The organism is Rhodococcus sp. C26F (assembly GCF_053345925.1).
Genome location: NZ_JBKFBA010000034.1, coordinates 40,077 through 61,924, shown reverse-complemented (window position 1 = coordinate 61,924; position 21,848 = coordinate 40,077). Strand labels below are relative to the sequence as shown.

The 21,848-nt window shown below is 67.9% G+C and carries 21 protein-coding genes; 12 read left to right on the top strand and 9 right to left on the bottom strand.

From position 1 onward, the window contains the following. Positions 1-44: 44 nt before the first annotated feature. From ACLBYD_RS24565 to ACLBYD_RS24550, 4 genes are read right to left on the bottom strand one after another with little or no spacing between them, the layout of a single operon-like run. The gene (locus tag ACLBYD_RS24565) at positions 45-1,202 is read right to left on the bottom strand and encodes a thiolase family protein (protein ID WP_447818464.1); all 1,158 of its coding nucleotides are present in this window, start codon (positions 1,200-1,202) and stop codon (positions 45-47) included. After that, positions 1,199-2,392, bottom strand: a complete 1,194-nt coding sequence (locus ACLBYD_RS24560) for an OB-fold domain-containing protein (RefSeq protein WP_447818463.1) — start codon at positions 2,390-2,392, stop codon at positions 1,199-1,201. Before ACLBYD_RS24560 ends, ACLBYD_RS24565 begins: the two co-directional genes overlap by 4 nt. A gap of 32 nt (positions 2,393-2,424) precedes the next feature. Continuing rightward, positions 2,425-3,630 (bottom strand): CaiB/BaiF CoA transferase family protein, encoded by a 1,206-nt coding sequence (locus ACLBYD_RS24555; RefSeq protein WP_447818462.1) that lies wholly within the window; start codon positions 3,628-3,630, stop codon positions 2,425-2,427. Further along, positions 3,627-5,123, bottom strand: coding sequence for an aldehyde dehydrogenase family protein (locus tag ACLBYD_RS24550; RefSeq protein ID WP_447818461.1), 1,497 nt, complete (start codon positions 5,121-5,123; stop codon positions 3,627-3,629). Before ACLBYD_RS24550 ends, ACLBYD_RS24555 begins: the two co-directional genes overlap by 4 nt. A 210-nt stretch (positions 5,124-5,333) precedes the next feature. On the opposite strand from ACLBYD_RS24550, the gene ACLBYD_RS24545 reads away from it, so the two are divergent. From ACLBYD_RS24545 to ACLBYD_RS24490, 12 genes are all read left to right on the top strand, one after another. Further along, on the top strand, positions 5,334-6,143 hold the full coding sequence (locus ACLBYD_RS24545) for a TauD/TfdA dioxygenase family protein (RefSeq protein ID WP_447818460.1): 810 nt from the start codon (positions 5,334-5,336) through the stop codon (positions 6,141-6,143). Continuing rightward, positions 6,140-6,844 (top strand): SDR family NAD(P)-dependent oxidoreductase, encoded by a 705-nt coding sequence (locus tag ACLBYD_RS24540; RefSeq protein WP_447818472.1) that lies wholly within the window; start codon positions 6,140-6,142, stop codon positions 6,842-6,844. The genes ACLBYD_RS24545 and ACLBYD_RS24540 overlap by 4 nt, the downstream gene beginning before the upstream one ends. Positions 6,845-6,884: 40 nt before the next feature. Continuing rightward, positions 6,885-7,745 (top strand): mycofactocin-coupled SDR family oxidoreductase, encoded by an 861-nt coding sequence (locus ACLBYD_RS24535; RefSeq protein WP_423658148.1) that lies wholly within the window; start codon positions 6,885-6,887, stop codon positions 7,743-7,745. An 85-nt stretch (positions 7,746-7,830) separates the two neighbouring features. After that, positions 7,831-8,022 carry a ferredoxin gene (locus ACLBYD_RS24530; protein WP_016692314.1) on the top strand — a complete coding sequence of 64 codons (192 nt, stop codon included), beginning with the start codon at positions 7,831-7,833 and terminating at the stop codon, positions 8,020-8,022. Positions 8,023-8,069: 47 nt separating this feature from the next. Continuing rightward, on the top strand, positions 8,070-9,416 hold the full coding sequence (locus ACLBYD_RS24525) for a cytochrome P450 (RefSeq protein ID WP_447818459.1): 1,347 nt from the start codon (positions 8,070-8,072) through the stop codon (positions 9,414-9,416). A 57-nt stretch (positions 9,417-9,473) separates the two neighbouring features. Continuing rightward, positions 9,474-11,159, top strand: a complete 1,686-nt coding sequence (locus tag ACLBYD_RS24520) for a thiolase C-terminal domain-containing protein (RefSeq protein WP_447818471.1) — start codon at positions 9,474-9,476, stop codon at positions 11,157-11,159. Then, entirely contained in the window at positions 11,156-12,085 is a 930-nt protein-coding gene (locus ACLBYD_RS24515; RefSeq protein WP_447818458.1) for an alpha/beta hydrolase, read from the top strand. Before ACLBYD_RS24520 ends, ACLBYD_RS24515 begins: the two co-directional genes overlap by 4 nt. Before the next feature lie 28 nt (positions 12,086-12,113). After that, positions 12,114-12,932 carry an NAD(P)-dependent oxidoreductase gene (locus ACLBYD_RS24510; protein ID WP_447818457.1) on the top strand — a complete coding sequence of 273 codons (819 nt, stop codon included), beginning with the start codon at positions 12,114-12,116 and terminating at the stop codon, positions 12,930-12,932. After that, on the top strand, positions 12,929-13,726 hold the full coding sequence (locus ACLBYD_RS24505; protein WP_447818456.1) for an NAD(P)-dependent oxidoreductase: 798 nt from the start codon (positions 12,929-12,931) through the stop codon (positions 13,724-13,726). Before ACLBYD_RS24510 ends, ACLBYD_RS24505 begins: the two co-directional genes overlap by 4 nt. Positions 13,727-13,908: 182 nt before the next feature. After that, on the top strand, positions 13,909-14,670 hold the full coding sequence (locus ACLBYD_RS24500) for an SDR family NAD(P)-dependent oxidoreductase (RefSeq protein ID WP_447818455.1): 762 nt from the start codon (positions 13,909-13,911) through the stop codon (positions 14,668-14,670). 68 nt (positions 14,671-14,738) lie between these two features. After that, positions 14,739-15,170, top strand: coding sequence for a MarR family winged helix-turn-helix transcriptional regulator (locus ACLBYD_RS24495; RefSeq protein WP_349536010.1), 432 nt, complete (start codon positions 14,739-14,741; stop codon positions 15,168-15,170). Further along, entirely contained in the window at positions 15,154-16,599 is a 1,446-nt protein-coding gene (locus ACLBYD_RS24490; RefSeq protein WP_447818454.1) for an MFS transporter, read from the top strand. The genes ACLBYD_RS24495 and ACLBYD_RS24490 overlap by 17 nt, the downstream gene beginning before the upstream one ends. A gap of 8 nt (positions 16,600-16,607) precedes the next feature. Here the strand turns inward: ACLBYD_RS24490 and ACLBYD_RS24485 are convergent, their stop codons facing one another. Genes ACLBYD_RS24485 through ACLBYD_RS24465 form a run of 5 tightly spaced genes read right to left on the bottom strand, consistent with a single transcriptional unit; the run spans position 16,608 to position 21,847 of the window. Further along, positions 16,608-17,531 carry an NAD(P)-dependent oxidoreductase gene (locus tag ACLBYD_RS24485; protein WP_447818453.1) on the bottom strand — a complete coding sequence of 308 codons (924 nt, stop codon included), beginning with the start codon at positions 17,529-17,531 and terminating at the stop codon, positions 16,608-16,610. Then, a complete protein-coding gene (locus ACLBYD_RS24480) occupies positions 17,528-17,983 on the bottom strand; it encodes a carboxymuconolactone decarboxylase family protein (RefSeq protein ID WP_447818452.1) in 456 nt (151 codons plus the stop codon). The genes ACLBYD_RS24485 and ACLBYD_RS24480 overlap by 4 nt, the downstream gene beginning before the upstream one ends. Positions 17,984-17,993: 10 nt before the next feature. After that, positions 17,994-19,430: an aldehyde dehydrogenase family protein gene (locus tag ACLBYD_RS24475; RefSeq protein ID WP_447818470.1), complete on the bottom strand. Its 1,437-nt coding sequence runs from the start codon at positions 19,428-19,430 to the stop codon at positions 17,994-17,996. 1 nt (position 19,431) lies between these two features. Beyond that, on the bottom strand, positions 19,432-20,451 hold the full coding sequence (locus tag ACLBYD_RS24470) for an aldo/keto reductase (RefSeq protein WP_447818451.1): 1,020 nt from the start codon (positions 20,449-20,451) through the stop codon (positions 19,432-19,434). Continuing rightward, the gene (locus ACLBYD_RS24465) at positions 20,444-21,847 is read right to left on the bottom strand and encodes an acyl-CoA reductase (protein ID WP_447818450.1); all 1,404 of its coding nucleotides are present in this window, start codon (positions 21,845-21,847) and stop codon (positions 20,444-20,446) included. Before ACLBYD_RS24465 ends, ACLBYD_RS24470 begins: the two co-directional genes overlap by 8 nt. Position 21,848: the final 1 nt, after the last annotated feature.

Genomic DNA, 21,848 nt, shown 5'->3' with positions numbered 1-21,848 from the left:
TGCACGGGTCCTCGCCGAACAGCGATGCCGGGTGGAGTTACGGATCAGTCCCCGGGGCCCTCCAGGATCGTCACGGCGGCAACGGCCGTCGGCCCTCCGACATTGTGCGCGAGACCCGTTCGCGCTCCGTCGACCTGATTGACCGCCTGTCCGCGGAGCTGCTCGAACAACTCCACGCACTGGGCGACACCGGTCGCTCCCGGCGGATGACCCTTCGTGTTCAGACCGCCACTGGGATTGACCGGCAGCGACCCACCGACCTCGGTGACTCCCGCCTCGAGAAGCTTGAAACTCTCGAAGCGTTCGGCGAATCCGAGATCCTCGTAGCTGATGATCTCGATTCCGGTGAAGTAGTCGTGGATCTCGGCGACGTCGATGTCCCCCGGCGACAGGCCCGCGGTGCCGAACGCCTGCTTCGCCGCGCGCCGGGTCGCCGCGAAAGACGTGAGATCGCGCTTGTGCTGGTGCATCACGGCGTCGAAACCCAGACCGGTGCCGCGGATCCACACGGGCCTGTCGGTGTAGCGGTCGACGACGTCGTCCGCCACCAGGATCAGCGCGGCCGCACCGTCGCTCTGCGGTGCGCAGTCGTAGACCCCGAAGGGGGTCACCACGGTATCGGCAGCGAGAACCTCCTCCACCGACAGCTCGAATCGGCGGCACGCCTTGGGGTTGTTCAGAGCATTGCGGTGGTTCTTCACCGCGACCATCGCCATGTGTTCACGGGTGGCCGGCGACTCGTACAGATAGCGGCGCATGTGCAGCGCGAAACCCGCTTGCGCGAGGCCGAGCGGGAAATCCCATGCCATGTCGCGCGTCATGGATTCCCACTCCCAGAGCATGCCCTTCGAGGCCGTCTCCCGGAGTTTGTCGGCACCCATCACGAGCGCGACGTCGCACGCCCCCGACGCGATGCCGTAGACGGCGTTGCGGATCGCGTCGTGTCCGGTCGCGCAGGAGTTCTCGACCCGCGTCACCGGAACGTCGTGCAGACCCAGGGTGTCGGCGAGGATCCCGGACGGGAAACCGTCCGTCGTCCCCATCGATCCGAACCACGCCGCGTCGATGTCCGACTTCCTCACGCCCTTGTCGACGCTCGCCGCGCATTCGGCGAAGGCCATCGGAAGCAGGTCCCGGATGCCCAGAGCGAAATGTTCGGCGAAGGGTGTCATTCCTGCGCCGACGATCGCGACCTTTCTCATGCCGCTTCCTCCTCGTCCACGGGATCCGAATCGGGTTCGAAGGCGTATCCGTAGTCGGGGACACCCGAGCGCACCGCGATGCGGCGGAGCACCAGCCGTCCCCGGTCACCGATGTCGACGCTGCCTGCGACGGTGCCGGTGACCCGCACCAGCGCACGCACTCCGACACCGTCGAGGTCGACGACGACGAGCGAGTACGGGGTGCGCAGACCCGGCACCGGCACGTGCACGGTGACCTCGGTGTAGACCGTCCCGGTGCGCGGCAGTTCGACGAAGGTGTACTCGGTGTCGAGCGAGCCGTCCTCGTCGACCCGGTAGCGCGGCGGGAAGTCGACCTGGTTGCTGTCGAGGAAACGCCCGCCCTCCCATCGCACCTTGGCTTCGAAGGCCCGCTCGTAGGCCGCCAGCGAGATCGGGATCTCCCCGGGCAGGGTCTGCGCCGAATCGAGCACGGGCCGCGCCGGTCTCTCCCGGCGACGGACCTCGGCCGTCCCCTCCGCGACGGTCAGTCCCGACAGGCTGGCCTGTTCGACGCCGACGAGAGGTCCGGTGAGACCGGCCTCCGCCATCGCGGCCAGGGCGAAGAGCGCCGAACTCGCGCCCGTCGTGGGCAGATCCGTGGTCTGTGTGGCCGCGAGCGAGGCTGCACGCTGCGCCGGGACCCCCGCCACGACGGCCGGGGTGTCCACCCAGGCCGTCGCGAGCGAGGCGAGATAACCCCGCTTCCGGAGCAGTCTCGGGTCCCCGTAGTCGTGGATGTCGCCGGAGGCGTTCCGCGTACGTACGGGCAGGCTGCGCGACACGCGCGCGGCGGTCCGCACCTGCAGCCCGTGGTCGGAGGTGAGGGCCGCCGCCGCACCGGCCGAGTTCAGGTCGACCCCGATGACCAGTGTCCGTGGTCGCGCCGAGCCGAGGGCGTCCAACGTCGCCGGAGCTCCTCCGAGCCGTTCGATCACCTCGAGCTCCGGGTCGAGCCCGAGGCCGGCGAGCAGAACCGCGGCGTTGCTGCTCTCGGTCAGCGGCAGGTCCCGGCTGACGAGGACGACGTACTCGACGGATCCGCCCGCTTCGAGCGCGGCGCGGCCCGCCTCGACGGCGAGGGTGACGGCGTCCTCGTCGTCACCGGCGATCCTGGCGTCGGGGTTACCCCAGCACGGCAGGTACGTTCCGATCGATGCGATGTAAGGCATTGGCCCCTCCCTGAACCGGGTGCAGCCCCCGACTAGGTGACTGCGCCCGCTGTCTTGAGCTCGATGATGCGCTCCCAGTCCAGACCGATCTCCTGCAGGATCTCCTCCGTCTGGGCGGCGAACTCGGGTGCCGGTCCGGTCTGCGGTGGCGCCACGTCGAACTGCACCGGATTGGCGACGAGTTCGAGTTCCCCTGCCTTGACCAGATATTCGTTGTCGCGGACCTGCGGGTCGCTCACGACCTGCAGCGAGTCCTGGACCGGCGCCCACGGCCCGGCGAGCGTGCCGAACCGCTGGACCCATTCCGCGAGCGGGCGGCTGCCGATGACCTCGCGCAGGATCTCGACGGCCTCGACGGTGTTCGCGGCGATCGACTGTGCGTCCGCGAAACGCGGATCGTCGATGAGGTCGGGGCGGTCGATGTGCGTGCACACATCGGCCCAGAACCTCGCCGGCTGCAGCATCACGAACGAGATGTAGCGTCCGTCCGCGGTGCCGTAGACACCCGAGAGCGGGTTCGTCGGGGCACCGTGGCCACCGGCCTTCGGTGCTTCCATGTGCTGCCCGAGATGTGCGGACAGTGCGATGGTGTGGCCCATCGCCCACACCCCGCTGCTGAGCAGCGAGACGTCGACCACCGAGGGTTCGCCCGTGCGTTCACGCTTGAACAACGCCGCCGCGATCCCGCCGGCGAGGTTCGTGCCCGAGATCGTGTCGCCGAAGGCGGGTCCGGGAGGCGCGATCATCCCGTCGATGCCGGGCGGGGTGAGCGTGGCGGCGATACCGGCGCGCGCCCAGAAGGCCGTCATGTCGTATCCGCCCTTGCCGGACTCGACACCACGCGGGCCGAGCGCACTCCCCCGCGCGTAGACGATCTTCGAGTTGACCGCGCGGATGTCGTCGACGTCGATCTGCAGCTTCGTCCGCACCTTGGGCAGGAAGCTGGTGAGGAAGACGTCGGCGGTGCGCACGAGCTCGAGCAGCACCTCGCGACCCTCGGGGATCGAGATGTCCAGGCCGAGGCTGCGCTTGCCGCGGTTGGCATGCTCGACGTTGGGATTCGGATCACCCTCGACGCGAAGGGTTCCCGTCTGCCGCAGACCCCGTTGTGGGTCGCCGGTCACCGCGTGCTCGATCTTGACGACGTCGGCGCCCCACTCCGCGAGCACTGCGCCCGCAGAGGGAACGAAACCGTACATCGCGACCTCGACGACGCGGACGCCTTCGAGTGGCTTCACGACGTCACCGCCTTCGAGAACGCCTTGAGCTGCTGGAACTCCTCGAGTCCGGCCCTGCCCATCTCACGGCCGATGCCGGACTGCTTGTAGCCGCCGAACGGGACGTCGGGGCTGAAGTAGTTGCCGCCGTTGACGGAGAAGGTACCGGTGCGGATGCGGCGACCGATCGCGATGCCGCGCTCCTCATCGGCGGTGAGCACGCCACCGGACAGGCCGTACTTGGAGTTGTTGGCGATCCGCACGGCATCGTCGTCGTCGTCGAACGGGATGACGGCGAGGACCGGTCCGAAGACCTCCTCCTGTGCGATCTCGCTGTCGGGGTCGACGTTCGCGAGCAGGGTGGGCTTGTAGAACCAGCCCGGATCGACCTTCTCGCCACCGGTGACGAGGGTGGCACCGTCGGCCACGGCGCGCTCGACCATGCCGTGGATCTTCTCGCGCTGCTTCTCGCTGATGACCGGGCCCATGTAGATCTTCGGGTTCGACGGATCGCCGTAGGGCACGTTCTGCATCATCCCGGCGACCTGCGCGACGATCTCGTCGTGCTTGTTGCGGGGGACGAGAAGACGCGAGGTCAGAGCGCAGCCCTGGCCGGCGTGCGAGCAGATGCTGAAGGCGGCGAACTGCGCGGCGGTCGCGAAGTCGGCGTCCTCGAGGACGATGAGCGCCGACTTGCCGCCGAGTTCGAGGAAGACCTTCTTCAGCGAGTCCGCGGCCGCAGCCATGATCTTCTTGCCCACGGGAGTCGAGCCGGTGAAGGTGACGACGTCGACGTCCGGATGGGTGGTCATGAGCTCGCCCGGCGCGATCTGCGACGACGAGAGGATGTTGACGACACCGGCCGGGATGTCGGTGTGCTCGGCGATGATCTCGGCGAGTGCCTGGGTGACGAGCGGGGTGTCGGGTGCGCCCTTGAGCACCACCGTGCAGCCCGCGGCGAGCGCAGCCGGCAGCTTCGCCATGGCCAGCTGGGTCGGGTAGTTGTAGGCGACGATCGCGGCGACGACGCCGGCCGCTTCCTTCTCCACCCAGCGGCGGTGCGGCTGTCCACGGAACTCGACGTCGCCGAGATCCTCCGTGAACTCGGTGTTGCGCAGCAGGTCGGCGTAATACTTCACGATCTCGAGCGGTGCGTCGACCTGGTTGCCGTGGGTGAGGATGCGCGGGGCACCGACCTCGGCGATCGTCAGCTCGCGCAGTTCCTCGACGTTGTCGCGCAGGGCCTTGTAGAGCTGATCGAGGCACTTGATCCGGAACTCGACGTCGGTCGACCAGGTGGTCGTGTCGAATGCGCGTCGCGCTGCGCGGATGGCAGCTTCCGCCTCCTCGACACCCGCGTCGGGGGCGTGACCCACCAGTTCACCGGTCGCCGGATTGTAGGAAGCGAAGGTGCGCTCGGTGGCGGTGAGCTTCCCGTCGATCAGCAGCCGCTTCGCCACTTCGGTGGTCGCGGCGTCGGCCACAGCGGTGGCTCCGTTCTCCTGCACTGACATCCCATCTCCTCGCATCGTGTGGAAATCACATTCTCAGATCAGAGAATAAATCTGTTCGACTTTCGAGAACTTTAGCAAGGAGCAGTCCGGCAGGATAGTCCCGAAAGTGATCCCCACCACTTGACAACGGCCTACATGGGCGAATTCACCGGGTCTTGCGGCCCGCAATCGCGCGAGAGTATGGTTCTCGCAACCGGAAGGGAGATTCTTGTGATCAGCACTACAGCCCTCAGCCCGTCACTCGGTGTGGAAGTCACCGGCCTGGACAGCCTCGACGACGAGCGTGTGGTCGCCCAGCTGCTCGAAGCACTCAAATGGCGTGGCGTACTTCTCGTTCGCGGTATCGACCTCGACGACGAGGCCCAGCTCGCCTTCAGCCGCAAGCTCGGCAAGGTCGTCATGCCCGCCCCCGGGCAGGAGATCTTCACCGTCTCGCTCGACCCCGCCAAGACGCCGTCGGCCGAATACCTCAAGGGCACGTTCCACTGGCACATCGACGACACCACCAACGAGGTGCCGGCGAAGGCCACCACGCTCACCGCCCGCCACGTCGCAATGGTCGGCGGGGGAACGGAATTCGCCAGCACCTACGCCGCCTACGAGAATCTTCCCGACCACGAGAAGAAGCGGTACGAAGGTCTGCGCGTCATCCACAGCTTCGAGGCCGCCCAGCGTCTGGTCTACCCCGACCCCACCGAGGAGCAGGTCGCACGCTGGCGTGCGCTTCCGCCCCGCGAGTCCTCCCTGGTCTGGGAGCGCCGCGACGGACGACGCTCCCTCGTCATCGGCGCCACGGCCGATCACATCGTCGGCATGCGCCCCGAGGAGAGCCGCGAACTCCTCGACGAGCTGCTCGCGTGGACCACGCAGGAACGCTTCTCCTACTCCCACGAATGGCAGGTCGGCGACCTCGTCGTCTGGGACAACACCGGCATGCTGCACCGGGCACTGCCCTACGACCCGTCGTCCGAGCGCCTCATGCGCCGCACCACGATCGTCGGTGACGAGCCGTGGCAGTGAAGACAGCGGTCGTCACGGGCGGAAGCTCCGGAATCGGCAAGGCGATCGCCGAACGCCTGCGCAAGGACGGCCACCAGGTCGCGGTGCTCGATCTCAACCCCTCCGGTGAGGAGCTCGAGTACAAGGTCGACGTCTCCGACCGCGCACAGGTCGACGACGCATTCACCCGGATCCGCGAGCAGCTCGGCCCCGTCACGATTCTCGTCAACGGCGCAGGACTCGAGCTCTACAAGCGCTTCCACAACATCGACTACGCGACCTGGCAGAAGGTCGTCGACGTCAACCTCGGCGGCGTCTTCCACTGCGTGCAGGCCGCCCTGCCCGACATGCTCGAGGCCGGCTGGGGACGCATCGTCAACATCTCGTCGTCGAGCGCGCAGTCGGGTCAGCAGTTCATGACCGCCTACGTCTCGTCCAAGGCCGGCGTCAACGGACTCACCAAATCACTTGCGCTGGAATACGGTCCGTCCGGCATCACCGTCAACGCCGTACCCCCCGGCTTCGTCGAGACCCCCATGCTGCACCGCTCCGCCGAGAAGGGTCTGCTCGGCGGCACCATCGAGGAACACGTCCAGCGCACCCCCGTCCGCCGAGTCGGGCAACCCGAGGACATCGCTGCCGCCTGCTCCTTCCTGATCTCCGAGGAGGCCGGATACATCACCGGCCAGATCCTCGGGGTCAACGGCGGACGCAACACCTGATCCACCCTCTCCGCCGAAACCCGATCGAAAGGACAAACCAGTGGGACGTGTCGAAGGCAAGGTCGCGTTCGTCACCGGTGCGGCGCGCGGCCAGGGCCGCAGCCACGCGGTCAAGCTCGCGTCCGAGGGCGCCGACATCATCGCTGTCGACATCTGCACGGACATCGACTCGATGGGTTACTCCATGGCCACGCCGGAGGACCTCGAGGAAACCGTACGGCTTGTCGAGAAGGAAGGCCGCCGGATCGTCGCGATCCAGGCCGACGTCCGCGACGCAGCCCAGATGGAAGACGCTGTGGCGCGGGGCATCACCGAGTTCGGCAGGCTCGACGTCGTCGTCGCGCAGGCCGGTGTCGCCGGCATGAAGGGCGAGCCCCAGACCCAGGCCTGGACCGACGTCGTCAATACCAACCTCGTGGGCACGATGAACGCCGTCCACGCCGCCCTGCCGCACCTGAAGGCAGGCGCCTCCATCATCGCCACCGGTTCCACCGCGGCACTGATGGACGTGTCGAAGGTCGACCAGCCCGGCAAGGATCTCGGTGGCGTCGCCTACGTGTTCTCCAAGCGGGCCCTGTCCCAGTTCATCGACACGCTCGCAACCCATCTCGCGCCGCGCATGATCCGCGCGAACGTTCTGCACCCCACCAACTGCAACACCGACATGCTGCAGAGCGAACCGATGTACCGCTCCTTCCGCCCCGACCTCGAGCACCCCCGGCGTGAGGATGCGGAGCCCGCCTTCGGTGTGCAGCAGGCCATGCCGATCCCGTACATCGAGCCCGAGGATTCGAGCAACATGGTGCTCTTCCTCGCGTCCGACGAATCGCGCTACGTGACCGGCATGCAGATGCGCGTCGACGGTGGCGGCTACCTCAAGTGGTACGACTACCACATCTGACCGTTCGATCGTGGCGGGCGACCCCCGCACGCGGCAGGACGTTGCCGGACCGGACCAGTACACATCATCGACCGGGAGGAACATCGTGAAGGTCAGAGTCGACCCCGACCGCTGCCAGGGCCACACCCTGTGTGCCATGGCCGCACCAGAAGTATTCGAACTGAGCGACATCGACGGCCACGCGACCGCCGTCGTGGAGGACGTGCCCGCGCATCTCGAGGAGAACGTACGCGAAGCAGCCCGGTCCTGCCCTGAGCAGGCCATCGAGATCTCCTGACCACCAACGTTTCGACAGCCCCGATCGAAGCGTCAGAGAGGACAGTCATGAGCGTCGACGACGTCGTTGCCGACACATCCCACCGCACTCCGGTCCACCAGTTCGACCGGCACGCACCCGACTATCGCGACAACTTCCTTCCGATCACGGAAGAGATGCAGTCGAAATGCCCGATGGCCTGGTCGGACACCCACGGCGGCCACTGGGTCGCCGCGGGCAGCGACGAGGTGTTCAACCTCGTCCGGTCCCCGAACGTCTCCAACGACCACGACATCAAGGGTGTCCGAAAAGGCTACAAGGGCATCATGATTCCGACGGCCGAGCGCGCCTCCGGCGTGCGCGGCGGAATCCTCGAGATGGACGACCCCGAGCACCGGGAGTTCCGCGCCCTGCTCAACCCCTACCTCTCCCCCGCGGCGATCAAGAAGTGGATCCCCGTCATCGACGAGGTCGTGCGCGCGAGCCTCGACGAGAAGATCGAGAGCGGACGGATCGACTTCGTCGACGATCTCGCGAACATCGTGCCGGCCGTCATCACCCTGGCCATGCTCGGTGTGCCGATCAAGAAGTGGGAGGTGTACTGCGAGCCGGTCCACGCCGCGATCTACACCCCGCCGGACTCGCCGGACGTCGCCCGCGTCAGCGAACTGCACCGCAACATGGGCATCGACCTGATCACGAACCTGTTCGAGATCCGCGAGAATCCCCGTCCCGGCCTGATCAACGCGATCGCCGACGTCGAGGTGCTCGGCGAGAAGCCCGACGACATGGAGCTCCTCGGCATCCTGAGCCTGCTGATCGGTGGCGGATTCGACACCACCACGGCACTGACCTCGCACGCCCTCGAATGGCTGAGCCAGAACCCCGACGAGCGCGAGCGTCTCAGCCGGGAACGCGACAGCCTGCTCGACAGTGCCACCGAGGAATTCCTGCGGTACTTCACCCCCTCGCCGGGTGACGGTCGTACCTTCTCCGCCGACTGCGAGTTCGAGGGCACGCAGTTCAAGGAAGGCGAGCGTCTGTGGCTGTCGTGGGCGATGGCCAACCGCGACCCCGCTCTGTTCGACGACCCGAACTCGATCGACCTCGAGCGGAAGGGAAACCGCCACTTCAGCTTCGGTCTGGGTGTCCACCGGTGCATCGGATCGAACCTGGCGCGCACGGTGTTCAAGCGAATGCTGCTCGCCGTTCTCGACCGGATGCCCGATTACACGTGCGATCCGGAGACGACGGTGCACTACGACTCCATCGGCGTCATCCAGGGCATGCGGCACCTCCCGGCGACGTTCACACCGGGCAAGCGCCTCGGCGCCGGCCTCGACGAGACGCTGGAGAAGCTGCAGGTCCAAATCGACGAGCAGGAACTCGCGGCACCCATCACGGCTGCCAAGTAACACCGCTCGAACGTGAACCAGGAGTGAGGAAGGCCGGTATCGGTGGCTGAGACGACGGTGGTCGAGCGGGAGACGGGCGATGCCCCGGCGAAGGCGTCCGGACGCCCTCTCCCTCAACTGACCCTGCAGAACAAGTTCTTCTGGACCTCCGGCGAGGACGGCCGGTTGCGGATCCAGGAATGCGAGTCGTGCTCGGCTCTCATCCATCCGCCCCAACCGGTCTGCCGGTACTGCCGGGAGAAGCAGATGGGTGTGCGCGTCGTCTCCGGCTACGCGACGCTCATCGGGTTCACCGTCAACCACCGTTTCGGGCTGCCCGGCCTTCCTCCTCCGTTCGTCATCGCGCAGGTCGCACTCGAGGAGGATTCGCGAGTGCGCCTGACCACCAACGCGGTCGAATGCGATGCCGAGCAGCTCGAACTCGGCATGCGCATGGAGGTCGTCTTCCATCGGGACGGCGACGTCTGGCTGCCGCTCTTCCGCCCGGCAGCGGAACAGGGCACACCTGCTCCGCTGCCCGTGGACGACATCGAACCCGAGCAGATCCGTTTCCACATCCGTCCGCCCGCGAGCCCGGACAAGTTCGAGGACAAAGTCGCCATCACCGGTATCGGCATGTCCGACATCGGGCGCCGCCTCATGGTCGATCCCGTCTCGCTCACCGTGCAGGCGTGCGAACGTGCCGTCGCCGACGCCGGACTGACGATGGACGACATCGACGGCCTGTCGACCTATCCCGGTGCCGGCCCGATCATCGGTTTCGGCGAAGGCGGTGTCGCCGCCGTCGAATCCGCTCTCGGACTGCGTCCCACCTGGTTCAACGGCGGCATCGAGACCCCCGGGCCCAGCGGCTCGGTGATCGCCGCGATGCTCGCCGTCGCGAGCGGTCTCGCCCGGCACGTGCTCTGCTACCGCACCCTGTGGGAATCGACCTACAACGAACTCGTCAAGGCCGGGCAGATCACGCCGCCCGGCGGACGCACCCCCAGCTGGATGGTGCCCTTCGGCGGTGTCTCCGCCGCCCACACCCTCGCCCAGAACGCCCAGCGACACTTCCACCGCTACGGCACCACCCGCGAGACCCTCGGCTGGATCGCGCTCAACCAACGTGCGAACGCCGCCCTCAATCCCGGTGCGATCTACCGCGACCCGTTGACGATGGACGACTACCTGTCGGCGCGACCGGTCACCACCCCCTTCGGCCTGTACGACTGCGACGTGCCCTGCGACGGCGCCGTCGCGGTGATCGTCTCCGCCGTCGACACCGTGAGGGACCTGCCCGGCCCGGCGATCCGCGTGGAGGCCGTCGGCACCCAGGTCGTCGAACGCATCGAGTGGGATCAGAGCACGCTCACCCACGAACCGCAGGTCCTCGGACCGGCCGCCCATCTGTGGACCCGCACGTCGCTGCGACCCGAGGATGTCGACGTCGCACAGCTCTACGACGGCTTCACCTTCAACGCGCTGTCGTGGATCGAGGCCCTCGGCTTCTGCGGGATCGGCGAGGCGAAGGACTTCCTCGACGGCGGGAAGAACATCGCCCGCGACGGCATCCTCCCCCTCAACACCCACGGCGGGCAGCTTTCGCACGGCCGCACCCACGGAATGGGCCTCGTCCACGAAGCGGTCACCCAGCTGCGCGGCGAGGCCGGCGACCGCCAGGTGCGCGACGCCCGCGTCGCCGTGGTCAGCAGCGGCGGGCTCACTCCCGGCAGTGCGATGCTGCTGCGGAGCGACACATGAGCACTGCCCGCACACAGTCCTCACCGATCGAGGAGGCTCACATCGGCGGCGCGGGAGACGACTCACCCGTAGTCCGCGTCGTCGATGTCGAGGGCATCCCGATGTCCGCTCTGGTCGCCGAAGCACCCGAACCGCGCGCCGTGATCGTGGCGTTGCACGGTGGTGCCGCCCGCGCGGCCTACTGGGACTGCCCCGGCCACCCCGAGCTGTCGATGATGCGCGAGGCCGTGGCGCACGGTTTCACTGTGATCGCCCCGGATCGTCCCGGCTACGGCGAGTCGCGACCGCACCGTGAGGAGCTGGGTGCTCCGGATGTGCGTGTCGATCTCGCCTACCGCACCGTCGACGCGCTGCTCGGCACAGCACCCCGTGGCGCCGGCCTCTTCCTGTGGGGGCATTCGGTGGGAAGCGAGCTGACGACGCGCATGGCCGTCGAGAACCGGCACGACGAGGTACTCGGCATCGAGCTGTCCGGCACGGGTCGCGAACACCACGCCCTCGCCGCCGGGATCCTCGGCACGCGCGAACGGTACGCGAACGCTCGCGGGGTCGGCGAACTGCTGTGGACACCCGCCGAGCTGTACCCGCCCGACATCGTCGGTGGCGCCGTGATCGCCGCACGCACACCCGACTACGAGGCCGACGTGACGGCCGGTTGGCCGACCGTCGACTTCCCCGCCCTCGCCGCGCAGGTCCGCGTGCCCGTGCACTTCACCGCCGCCGAGCACGAGAAGGTCTGGCGCAACGATCCGCACGCGCTCGAGGACGTCGCTGCGATGTTCACGGCAGCGCCGGGCGTGACCCTGCACCTCCATCCCGGCGGTGGACACAATCTCAGCATCGGTTACGCCGGGCCGGCCTACCACCGGACGGTGTTCGCATTCGTCGACGAGTGCATCGCACACCAGGAGGTACCGGCCCTATGACGTCCCATCCCCGATCGGAGGCACTGTGATGCGTGTCGGATTCATCGGACTCGGAAGCCAGGGCGGGCCGATGGCACGCCGGATCGTCGAGTCGGGATACGAGACGACGCTGTGGGCCCGCCGCCCGGAATCCCTTGATCCCTACGCCGATACGGCCGCGAAGTACGCGGAGTCACCCGCCGAGCTCGGCGCGGTCAGCGACCTCGTCTGCCTGTGCGTGGTGAACGACGACGACGTGCGCCAGGTGATCACCGGTGAGAACGGTGTCCTCGAAGGCATGAACGAGGGCGGCATCATCGCCGTCCACAGCACGATCCATCCGGACACCTGCCGCGAACTCGCCGCAGCCGCACGCGAACGCGGCGTGTCGCTCGTCGACGCCCCGGTCAGCGGAGGCGGAATGGGCGCTGCCGCAGGCACTCTGCTCGTCATGGTCGGTGGTGAGAGCGACATCGTGGAGCGGTGTCGGCCGGTGTTCTCCACCTACGGCGATCCGGTGGTGCACCTCGGGGACCTCGGAGCGGGCCTGGTCGCCAAGCTCCTCAACAACCTGTTGTTCACGGCGAACCTGGCACTGGCCGAGAACACCCTGGCGCTCGGCGCGGAACTCGGCGTCGATCCCGCCCGCCTCGGTGAGGTCGTCTCGCACGGCTCCGCGAACAGTTTCGCGCTCGGACGCGTGGTCTCGGCCGGGGGCAGCCTCGACCGGATCGGCGGGCACGCCGGTGAGCTGCTGAAGAAGGACGTGAGTCTCGTGGCAGGTCTGGCCGCGGCGGCCGGGGCCTCGGAGGGCATCACCTTCACCACCGCCGATGCGAGCCTCGAGCGGATGGGGCACCCGCGATGAACCGCGTGCACTTCGTCGGCGCCGGACGTATGGGGCTGCCGATGGTCGAACGCCTGGTGGCCGACGGACACGACGTGCACGTGCTCGCGCGGCGCGACGACGCCCGGGCGGCCGTGGAGAAGACCGGTGCGACCGCGGTCGGCGACATCACCGGTATCGGCATCGACGCCGAACTCGTCGTCGTCTGCGTGTTCACCGACGAGCAGGTACGGCAGGTGTGCCTCGACGGCGGTGTGCTCGGACAGATGCCGCGAGGTTCGACCCTCGTCGTCCACACCACGATCAGCCCGCGCACCGTGGAGACACTGGCTGCCGCGGCCGAGCCGTACGGAGTCGCGGTGATCGACGCCGCCGTCAGCGGCGGTCCGCACGACATCGCGGCCGGTGCGCTGACGTTGTTCCTCGGCGGGACGGACGACGCTGTCGCCGCCGTGACGTCGGTGCTGAAGAGCTACGGTGATCCCGTCCTGCACGTCGGTACTCCCGGGAGCGGGCAGAAGGTCAAGCTGGTCAACAACGCCCTGTTCGCGGCGGAGATCGGCCTGCTCGGCGAGGCGGCCGAGCTGGGCCGTCAGCTCGGGGTCGACGAAGCGGCACTGTTCTCCGCCCTTCCCCATGGCAGTTCGTCGTGCAAGGTCATGGGGAACATCGCGATGCGCGGATCGGTGTCGGAATTCCGCAGTGCCGTGGATGAATTCCTCACCAAGGACGTGGCGGTGGTGCGGGCCGCTGTGTCGGAGCTCGGAGGAGACCTCGGGGTCCTCGACACGGCCATCGACGCACACACCCGGTAGGCGGTCCGGCGAGGCGTCCCGGGTGGTGGTCCTGCTCCACTGCACGGGACGCCGTCCGCGCCGTCGTATCCCGCGTTTGCACACCGGTGCGGACAGATGCACCTGGTGTACACCGAGTTTCCGTCCGCCGGGATACGCAAACGCTCACCCCGGGACATCCCATCGAAGCGAAAGGGCATTCCATGGAAGGCCTGAAGGACAAGATCGTGCTGGTCGCCGGTGCCGCAACGGGTCTCGGCGCCGATTCCGCCCGCCGCCTCGCCCGCGAGGGTGCCCGGGTGGTCGTCGGTGACCTGAACCACGCTGGTGCACAGAGCACCGCCGCGTCCATCACGGAGACCGGCAGCACGGCCGTCGCGGTCGAGTTCGACATCTCCGACGACGACTCCGTGCGGGAGCTGGTCGCGAGGACGGTCGAGACGTACGGCGGGCTCGACGCCGTCCACATCAATGCCGGCGACATGGGTGCCGTCACGAAGGACACCGATGTCGTCGACATCGACCTCGAGATCTGGGACCGCACGGTTGCCGTGAATCTGCGCGGCCACATGCTCGTCACCCGTCACAGCGTCCCGAAGCTGCTCGAACGCGGCGGCGGCGCGATCGTGTACACCTCGTCCATCGCCTCGTTCACCGGCGACCCGCAACGGCCGGCCTATTCGGCGACGAAGGCAAGCATCAATGCGCTCGCACGGCACGTCGCGTCGCGATGGGGCAGGGAGGGCATCCGGGCCAACGCGGTGACCCCGGGACTGATCCTCACCGACGAGATCCGGAACGGAGCGGCACCGGAACTGCTGGCAGGCATGCTCGCGCGCACGCGCAGCACCCGGCTCGGTGAGGCCTCCGACATCTCGAGCATGGTCGCCTACCTGATGTCCGACGACGGCTCCTGGATCAACGGCCAAGTGGTCAACGTCGACGGCGGCACCGTGCTCCGGTGACGGGTCTCACCGGGTGATTCGCCCAATTAATCAATCAGGTTGATAAATCCGGTTGTATATTCGGCCGGGTGGACACGATCGAAGGAACCCTCGCCCAGTCCCTCAGGGAATCCCTGAGGCCGCTGTGGAGACAGCTCAACGCACACAAGACGCTCTCCACGGGCAAACTCGACGTGCTCGTCCACCTGGCCGACCGCGGCCGTGCCACGTCCGCAGAACTCGCGACGGCGGCGAAGATCAGCCCGCAGGCGATCGCCACCGCCGTCCGCGAAATCGAGAGCCTCGGGCTCATCACTCGCACTCCCGACGACCGCGACCGGCGTCGGGTGTGGATCGAACTCACCGAGGCCGGCCGGGAACGGCTCGCCCACGAACGCTCGATCGGCAACGCGTGGCTCGAACGGGCGATCGCCGAACAGCTGACCGACGACGAGAGACAACTGCTCGGCGCCGCCGTCCCACTCCTGCGGAAGCTGACGGGCGGTGCTGCCGTTGAGTGAGCGCACCGAACGATCCCTGCTGCTTCCCGCCCTCGTCTACACCGCTCTGACCAGTGCGATCGTCAGTTCCCTGGGCATGCTGCTCGTGCCGACCATCGCCGAGGAGTTGTCGGTGTCCGTCAGCTCCGCACAGTGGATGCTCACGATCAATCTGCTCGTCGGCGCCGTCGCCACCCCGATCATGGGGCGGCTCAGCGACGGCCCGCACAAGAAGCGGCTGCTGTTGGTGTCCCTGGCGACCATCCTGGTGGGCTCCGTCCTTGCGGCGTGCGCCCCGAACTTCACCGTCTTCCTCATCGGCCGGGCCCTGCAGGGGCTGTCCTACGGCATCGTGCCCGTGACCATCGCCCTCGCCCGCCGATACCTGGCGGAGGACAAGGTGCGTGTGGGCATCTCCAGCCTGTCGGTCACCGTCTCCACCGGTCTCGGAATCGGCTATCCGCTCACCGGCATCCTGGCCAGTGCCGCCGGTTTCCGCGCCGCCTTCGCGTTCGCCGCCGTCTTCCTCGTGACCGCGTCGATCGTGGTGTGGCGCATCGTTCCGAACGGACCGGACGAGCGTGGCCTCCGCACGAGGTTCGACACCGTCGGCGCCCTCCTCCTCGGTGCGGGGCTCGCGGCCCTGCTCGTCGCGGTCAGCGAAGGCGCCAACTGGGGTTGGTCCTCAGGGTGGACCCTCTCCTGCTTCCTCATCGCGGCGGTCCTGCTGGCCGGGTGGTCGTTCGTCGAACTGCGCATCCCGAATCCGCTCGTCAACCTGCGGGTGGTCCGCAACAAGGACGTGCTGCTCGCCAACGGCACCGCCATCAGCCTCGGCGCCGCGATGTACATCGGGTTGTCGGTGAGCAGCCTCATCGCGCAGTCGCCGACCTCCACCGGTTACGGCATCGCCCTGCCGCTGTTCTGGGCCGGCTTCGTCATGCTTCCGCTGTCGGTGGGAAGCTTCGGCGCCAACCGTGTGGTGCGCGCACTCGCGCGTCGCATCCGACTGACGACGCTCCTCCCCCTCGGCGCCGGCGTCATGACGGTCTCGGCCTTCCTACTGTGGTTCGAACACGACCGGCTGTGGGAGATCCTCGTCGGAATGTTCCTGTTCGGCATCGGCATGGGCACGACCTACGCCGCGATGCCCGCGCTCATCGCACGCAGCGTGGCCGACACCGAACTCGGCAGCGCCGTCAGCTTCAACCAGGTCCTCCGCACCGTCGGTGGTGCCTTCGGCAGCGCCCTGTCCGGCGCCGTCCTCGCCGCACACATGGGCGCCGACCTCCATCCGACCGACGGAGGTATCACCCTCGCGTTCGCCCTCGGGGCGTGCGGCAGCGTGATCGTGTTCGCCGCGCTCGTGGTCAACCACGTCCGGTCCCGTGCCCGAAAGGGTGAGGCACCCTCCTCGAGGGTGCCTCACGACGTATCGTCCTCCCGCTGACGCGAGCCCTACGGCTCGTCGAGCGACACCCCGTACACCTGCTCGAGATGACGCACCACGGCCATCTGGTCCACCCCCGGCTCCAACGACTCGACGGCGGCGTTCCACACCTGCCCGATCGCCTCCCCGAGCACGGGGCTGATCCCCTGGTCGTGGGCGAGGTCGAGTGCAATCCCGACATCCTTGCGCATCAACGCCGCCGCGAACCCCGAATCGAAGGTGCGTGAGAGCACGAACTTCTCGTACTTCGTCTCGGTGGCCTGGTTGCGGCCGCTGCCGGCATTGAAGACCGAGAGCAGGGTCGCCGGGTCGATCCCGAACTTCTTCCCCACCAGCAGGACCTCTGCCGCGACGAGCACGTTGTTCGCCGCGAGGAGATTGTTCAGCGCCTTGGCGGCATGACCCGATCCGACGGGTCCGACCCGGATGATCTCGCTGCCCGTCTCCTGCAACAACGGCGTCACCCCGTCGACCACGGCGGCGTCGCCACCGGCCATCACGGCGAGGGTGCCCTGTTCGGCGCGCGCAACACCGCCGCTCACGGGGGCGTCGACGACACGCATGCCCTTCTCCGCTGCGATCTCGGCGAGGCGTTGCGTGCGGGTCGGCACGCTCGAGCCCATGTCGACGATGACCGAGCCCGGTCGCAGGTGTTGCAGCAGACCGTCCTCGGAGAGCACGACGGAGTCGACGATGTCGCTCGTGGGCAGCATCAGGACAACGACGTCGCAGTCGGCGAAGTCCTCGGTGCCACCGGCACCGACTGCGGTGGGGTGCTTGTCGACGAACCGCTGCTGGGCGGCGGGATCGGCGTCGCGCACGATCAGGCTCCGGCCGCCGCGGACGAAGTTCCGGGCGATGGGGCGTCCCATCGCGCCGAGACCGATATGACCGACGGTCCTGAGGGTCACCGGCGCACTCCGGTCGCTCACGCGTCCTCCTCCGTCGTCTCGTCGGCCTGCAGCGGGCCGAGTTCCTCGACGAGGACCTGCTGCACGACGCGCATCGTGGCGATGCCCGCGGGGCATCCGACATACGCCGTCGCGTGGACCACCGTCTCGGAGATCTCCTTCCGCGACAATCCGTTCCGGATCCCGGTACGGACGTGGGTGGCGAGTTCGTTGTGCTGACCGAGGGCGATCAGCAGCGAGATCGTCACGAGCGACCGGTCGCGGCGTTCGAGACCGTCCCGGGTCCATACGCCACCCCAGACGAATTCGCTGACGTACTCCTGCAGTCCCTCACCGTCGGTGCCGGCGTTGCGCGACAGCGCGGCGTCGACGTACTCGTCGCCGAGGACCTCGCGGCGTACCGCGAGCCCGGAGTCGAGGACCGTCCGGTGCGCCGCCTGCACGGCGTCGTCGAGCGCGACCTGTGTTGTCATCGTTGCCCTTTCACATCCACGACGAATCGAGCTTGACGGTCACGCATTTGACCTGACCGTAGTGGTGCAGCGCCTCGACGCCCTTCTCGCGTCCGTAGCCACTGTTCTTCCATCCCCCGAAGGGGGTCTGCACGGAGCCGGTGGACCAGGTGTTGACGAACACCTGCCCGGTACGCAGGCGTCCGCTCACGGTGAGTGCGCGGGAGACGTCGCGGGTCCACACCCCGGCGACGAGTCCGTAGTCGGAATCGTTCGCGATCTTCACGGCGTCGTCGGCGGTGTCGAAGGGAACGACGACGAGTACCGGTCCGAAGATCTCCTCGCGCGCGATCCGCATCGAGTTGTCCACCTCGGTGTAGACGGTGGGCTCGACGAAGAAGCCACCGGTCTCCTCGGCCACGGCGGAGACCTTTCCGCCCGTCTCGAGGCGCACACCTTCCGCCTCGGCGATCCCGAAGTACTGCTGCACCTTCTCGAACTGGGCACGGGTGATGATCGGGCCGATGTCGACGCCGACGCGCAGTTCCGACACGCGATCGACCAGACGGCGGACGACCTCGTCGTGCACCTCGCGCTGCACGAGCAGTCGCGTCCCGGCCGAGCACACCTGCCCGGCGTTGGCGGTGAACGCCTGCACCGCGCCGGCCACGGCAGCATCGAGATCCGCATCGGCGAACACGATGTTCGCCGACTTGCCCCCGAGTTCGAGAGTGACAGGCACGATCCGGTCGGCGGCGATCCCGCCGATGACCCGTCCCGTCGGCACGGATCCGGTGAAGGCCACCTTGGCCACGTCGGGATGGTGGACGAGAGCGGCACCGGCCTCCCCACCGGTGCCCAGCACGACGCCGAGGACGCCGGGTGGGAAGCCCACCGCACTCGCGAGTTCCGCGAGGCGCACGCTCGATGCCGAAGTGTTCTCGGACGGCTTGAGCACCACGGTGTTCCCCGCCGCGAGCGCCGGTGCGCACGCCCGCGCCGACTGGTTGAGCGGCAGGTTCCACGGAGTGACCACGCCGATCACCCCGTAGGGTTCCCGCACCGTGTAGACGTGCTGGTCGGGGGCGATGTCGAGGGTCTCCCCCACGGGCATGCCCACGAGACCGCCGTAGAACTCGAAGTAGGTCGCCGAGTTCTCCACCTCGGCCAGCGCGACCTTCTCCGGTTTCCCGGTCTCGCTGACCTCGAGTGCGGCGAGCCTCGGTGCGTCGGCCCGGATCGCGCGTGCGAGGTCGACGAGCAGACGCCCGCGGTCGAGTGCGGGGATCCGCAACCATTGCGCGCCGGCTGCGGAGGCCGCGCGCACTGCCGCACCGACGTCGATGGCATTGCCCCGGGCGATACGTCGGACGGGACGGCCGGTCGCGGGATCGGTGACGTCGAGGTAGTCGCCGCCGGACGGCCCCGTCGACGCCCCGTCGATCCAATGGTCGAGTGTCTCCACGATGTCACCTCCCGCCGGTGCTCTGGAGAGCACCGGCCATCGACGGCAGAGCGTCCGGTTCGAACATGGCCCGGCGCTGGTTCAGGAAGTCGTGCGGATATCCGGCCGAGATCGCCGAGGCCTCTTCCAGTCGCGCCAGCTGGTCGTCGCTCAACTGCAGGGACAACGCTCCGAGGTTGTCGCGGAGCTGGTCGGCCGTGCGGGCCCCGACCGAGAGCAGCAGCCCCTGTCGACGCACCCAGGCGAGAGCCACCCGGGCGCTGGACGTGCCGAGTTCGTCGGCGATCTCCCGGGTCATCTTCACGATGCGTTGCATCCGGAGGGTGAGGGCGGCCAGGGATTCGTCCGTGTGGTCACGGGCCAGTGCACCCCGCGCGAGCGGACTCCACGCGTACACCGGGAGCCCGAGATGCTCTGCCATCGGCAGCAGTTCGCGTTCGGGTGTACGGGCCAGGAGGGAGTACTCGACCTGCAGAGCGCAGAACGAAGTCCAACCACGCAGCTCGGCGATGGCGTTCGACCGGGAGATCACCCACGCCGGGGTGTTGGAGATCCCGATCGCGAGCACCGTGCCTGCCCGTACGAGATCGTCGAGCGCACGGAGAGTTTCGGCTTCCGGCGTGCAGCGGTCCCACGCGTGGACCCACAGCACGTCGAGATAGTCGGTGCCGAGTCGTCGCAGGCTCGTCTCGACACTCCGGCGCAGACTCTTCCGGTTGCTGCCGCCGGAGTTGGCGTCGCGGGGGTCGGTGGGGAGCGTGTATTTGGTGCTCACCACCACCGCGTCGCGTTCGGAGGCGATGAACCGGCCGAGCATCTCCTCGCTCGCCCCGTTCGTGTAGTTGTTCGCGGTGTCGACGAAGTTGCCTCCGGCAGCACGGTATTCGTCGTAGACCGCGCGGGATTCGGTCTCGTCGGCACCGAAGCCCCATTCGGTGCCGAAGGTCATCGCACCGAGGCACAGTTCGCTCACGCGGATACCGGACGAGCCGAGCACGCGTTGCGCCATGATTCCGTCAGGCATCGTCGTCCACCACCCAGTTGACGAAGCGGTGCAGCGGGTACATGCCGTCGTGCGGGCTGCCCATGCTGCCCTTCAGTGCGCTGCCCAGCCGGACGATGCGCTGCACGCCGGCGGTGGCGAGCCGGTCGCGGATCTCCGCCTTGCGGTGGAACGGGTAGACACCGACGGTCTGGGTGGCCACGGTGGCGTAGGAGGCGGCCTCGTCGAGCGTCGAGATCGGGAGGACGTTGACGGTCTTGTTGGTCGGGTGGAAGTCGACCATCTCCGGCGAGCGCACCACCAGGCCGCTGCCGTCGGGCTTGCCCCACACCTTGTAATCCGGTTCGAGGAAGCGCATCCCTTCGACGGCGTCGCGGATCTCGGCGTCGGGCTTCGGTCCGACGGCCTCGGCGAAATCCCGGTCCACACCGAGTCGTTCGTGCAGCAGAGCACAAAACCGGTCGATCTGGTCGTCGTCGCCCTCGACGCAGATGTGCCGCGCCGCGAGGCACGCGTCCTGGTTGAAGATCGTCGCATCCAGGGCCGCCAGTTCGGCGACCTCGCGCAGGGTCTCCTCGGATTCGAAGGCCTCGCGGCCGACGATCGACATCGATACCTTGGGATCGAAGGAGATCAGCTGGAAACCCGGTCCGGCATAGCGCGCGGCGCTCTCGATGGCCGTGCCACCACCCCACGCGACGAGTTTGTCGAAGTACTGGGAGCGGTAGAGGATGTTCTCGACCTTCTCGTCGCCGCCGCGCCAGTACACGGCGGACATCGACCGCAACACCGGATGGCCGGGGGCGATGTCGGCCATGGTGCGCAGCACCGCGACGGTGGTGAAGGGGTCGGCCGAGGGCATCTTGAACAGGTTGACGCCCTTGGTGAGTGCGGCGTCGGCGATCGTCGTGATCGCGGCGCTCGGCGAGTTCCCGGCCATCATGTGCACCAGGCGCGGCGGGAAGGCGCGGACGCGGCTGACGTTGCCGTTCGGGTCGGTACGCTCGGCCCAGCCGTCGAGCACGTCGAGGCCGCCGAAGGTGCGCTCGAGCCGGTATTCGAGGGCCTGCCGGGTGAGGAACTGACCGGGCCGCGCGAAGGTGTTCTCGATGATGCGGCGCGGCAGGGCGCTCACCTGGACGGTCATCTCGAGGGATTCCTGGAGGTATTCGTTCTTCTCCAGGGTCAGGTACTGCGCGGTCTCGACGAGGAAGTCGATGATCTCGGAGATCGGCACGTCGAATGCCGGCCCGACCTCCGAGCGCGGCGCGAACAGACCGTTGTATTCGAGTTTCGGGGTGACGAAGGGGACGCCGAAGTCGCGGGAGAGGTACTCGCTGTCCTCACCCCAGACGATCTCGCCGCGGACGAAGTGCGGGACCTCGATGCGGGTACGGGCCGGTGCGGTGGTGGTCATG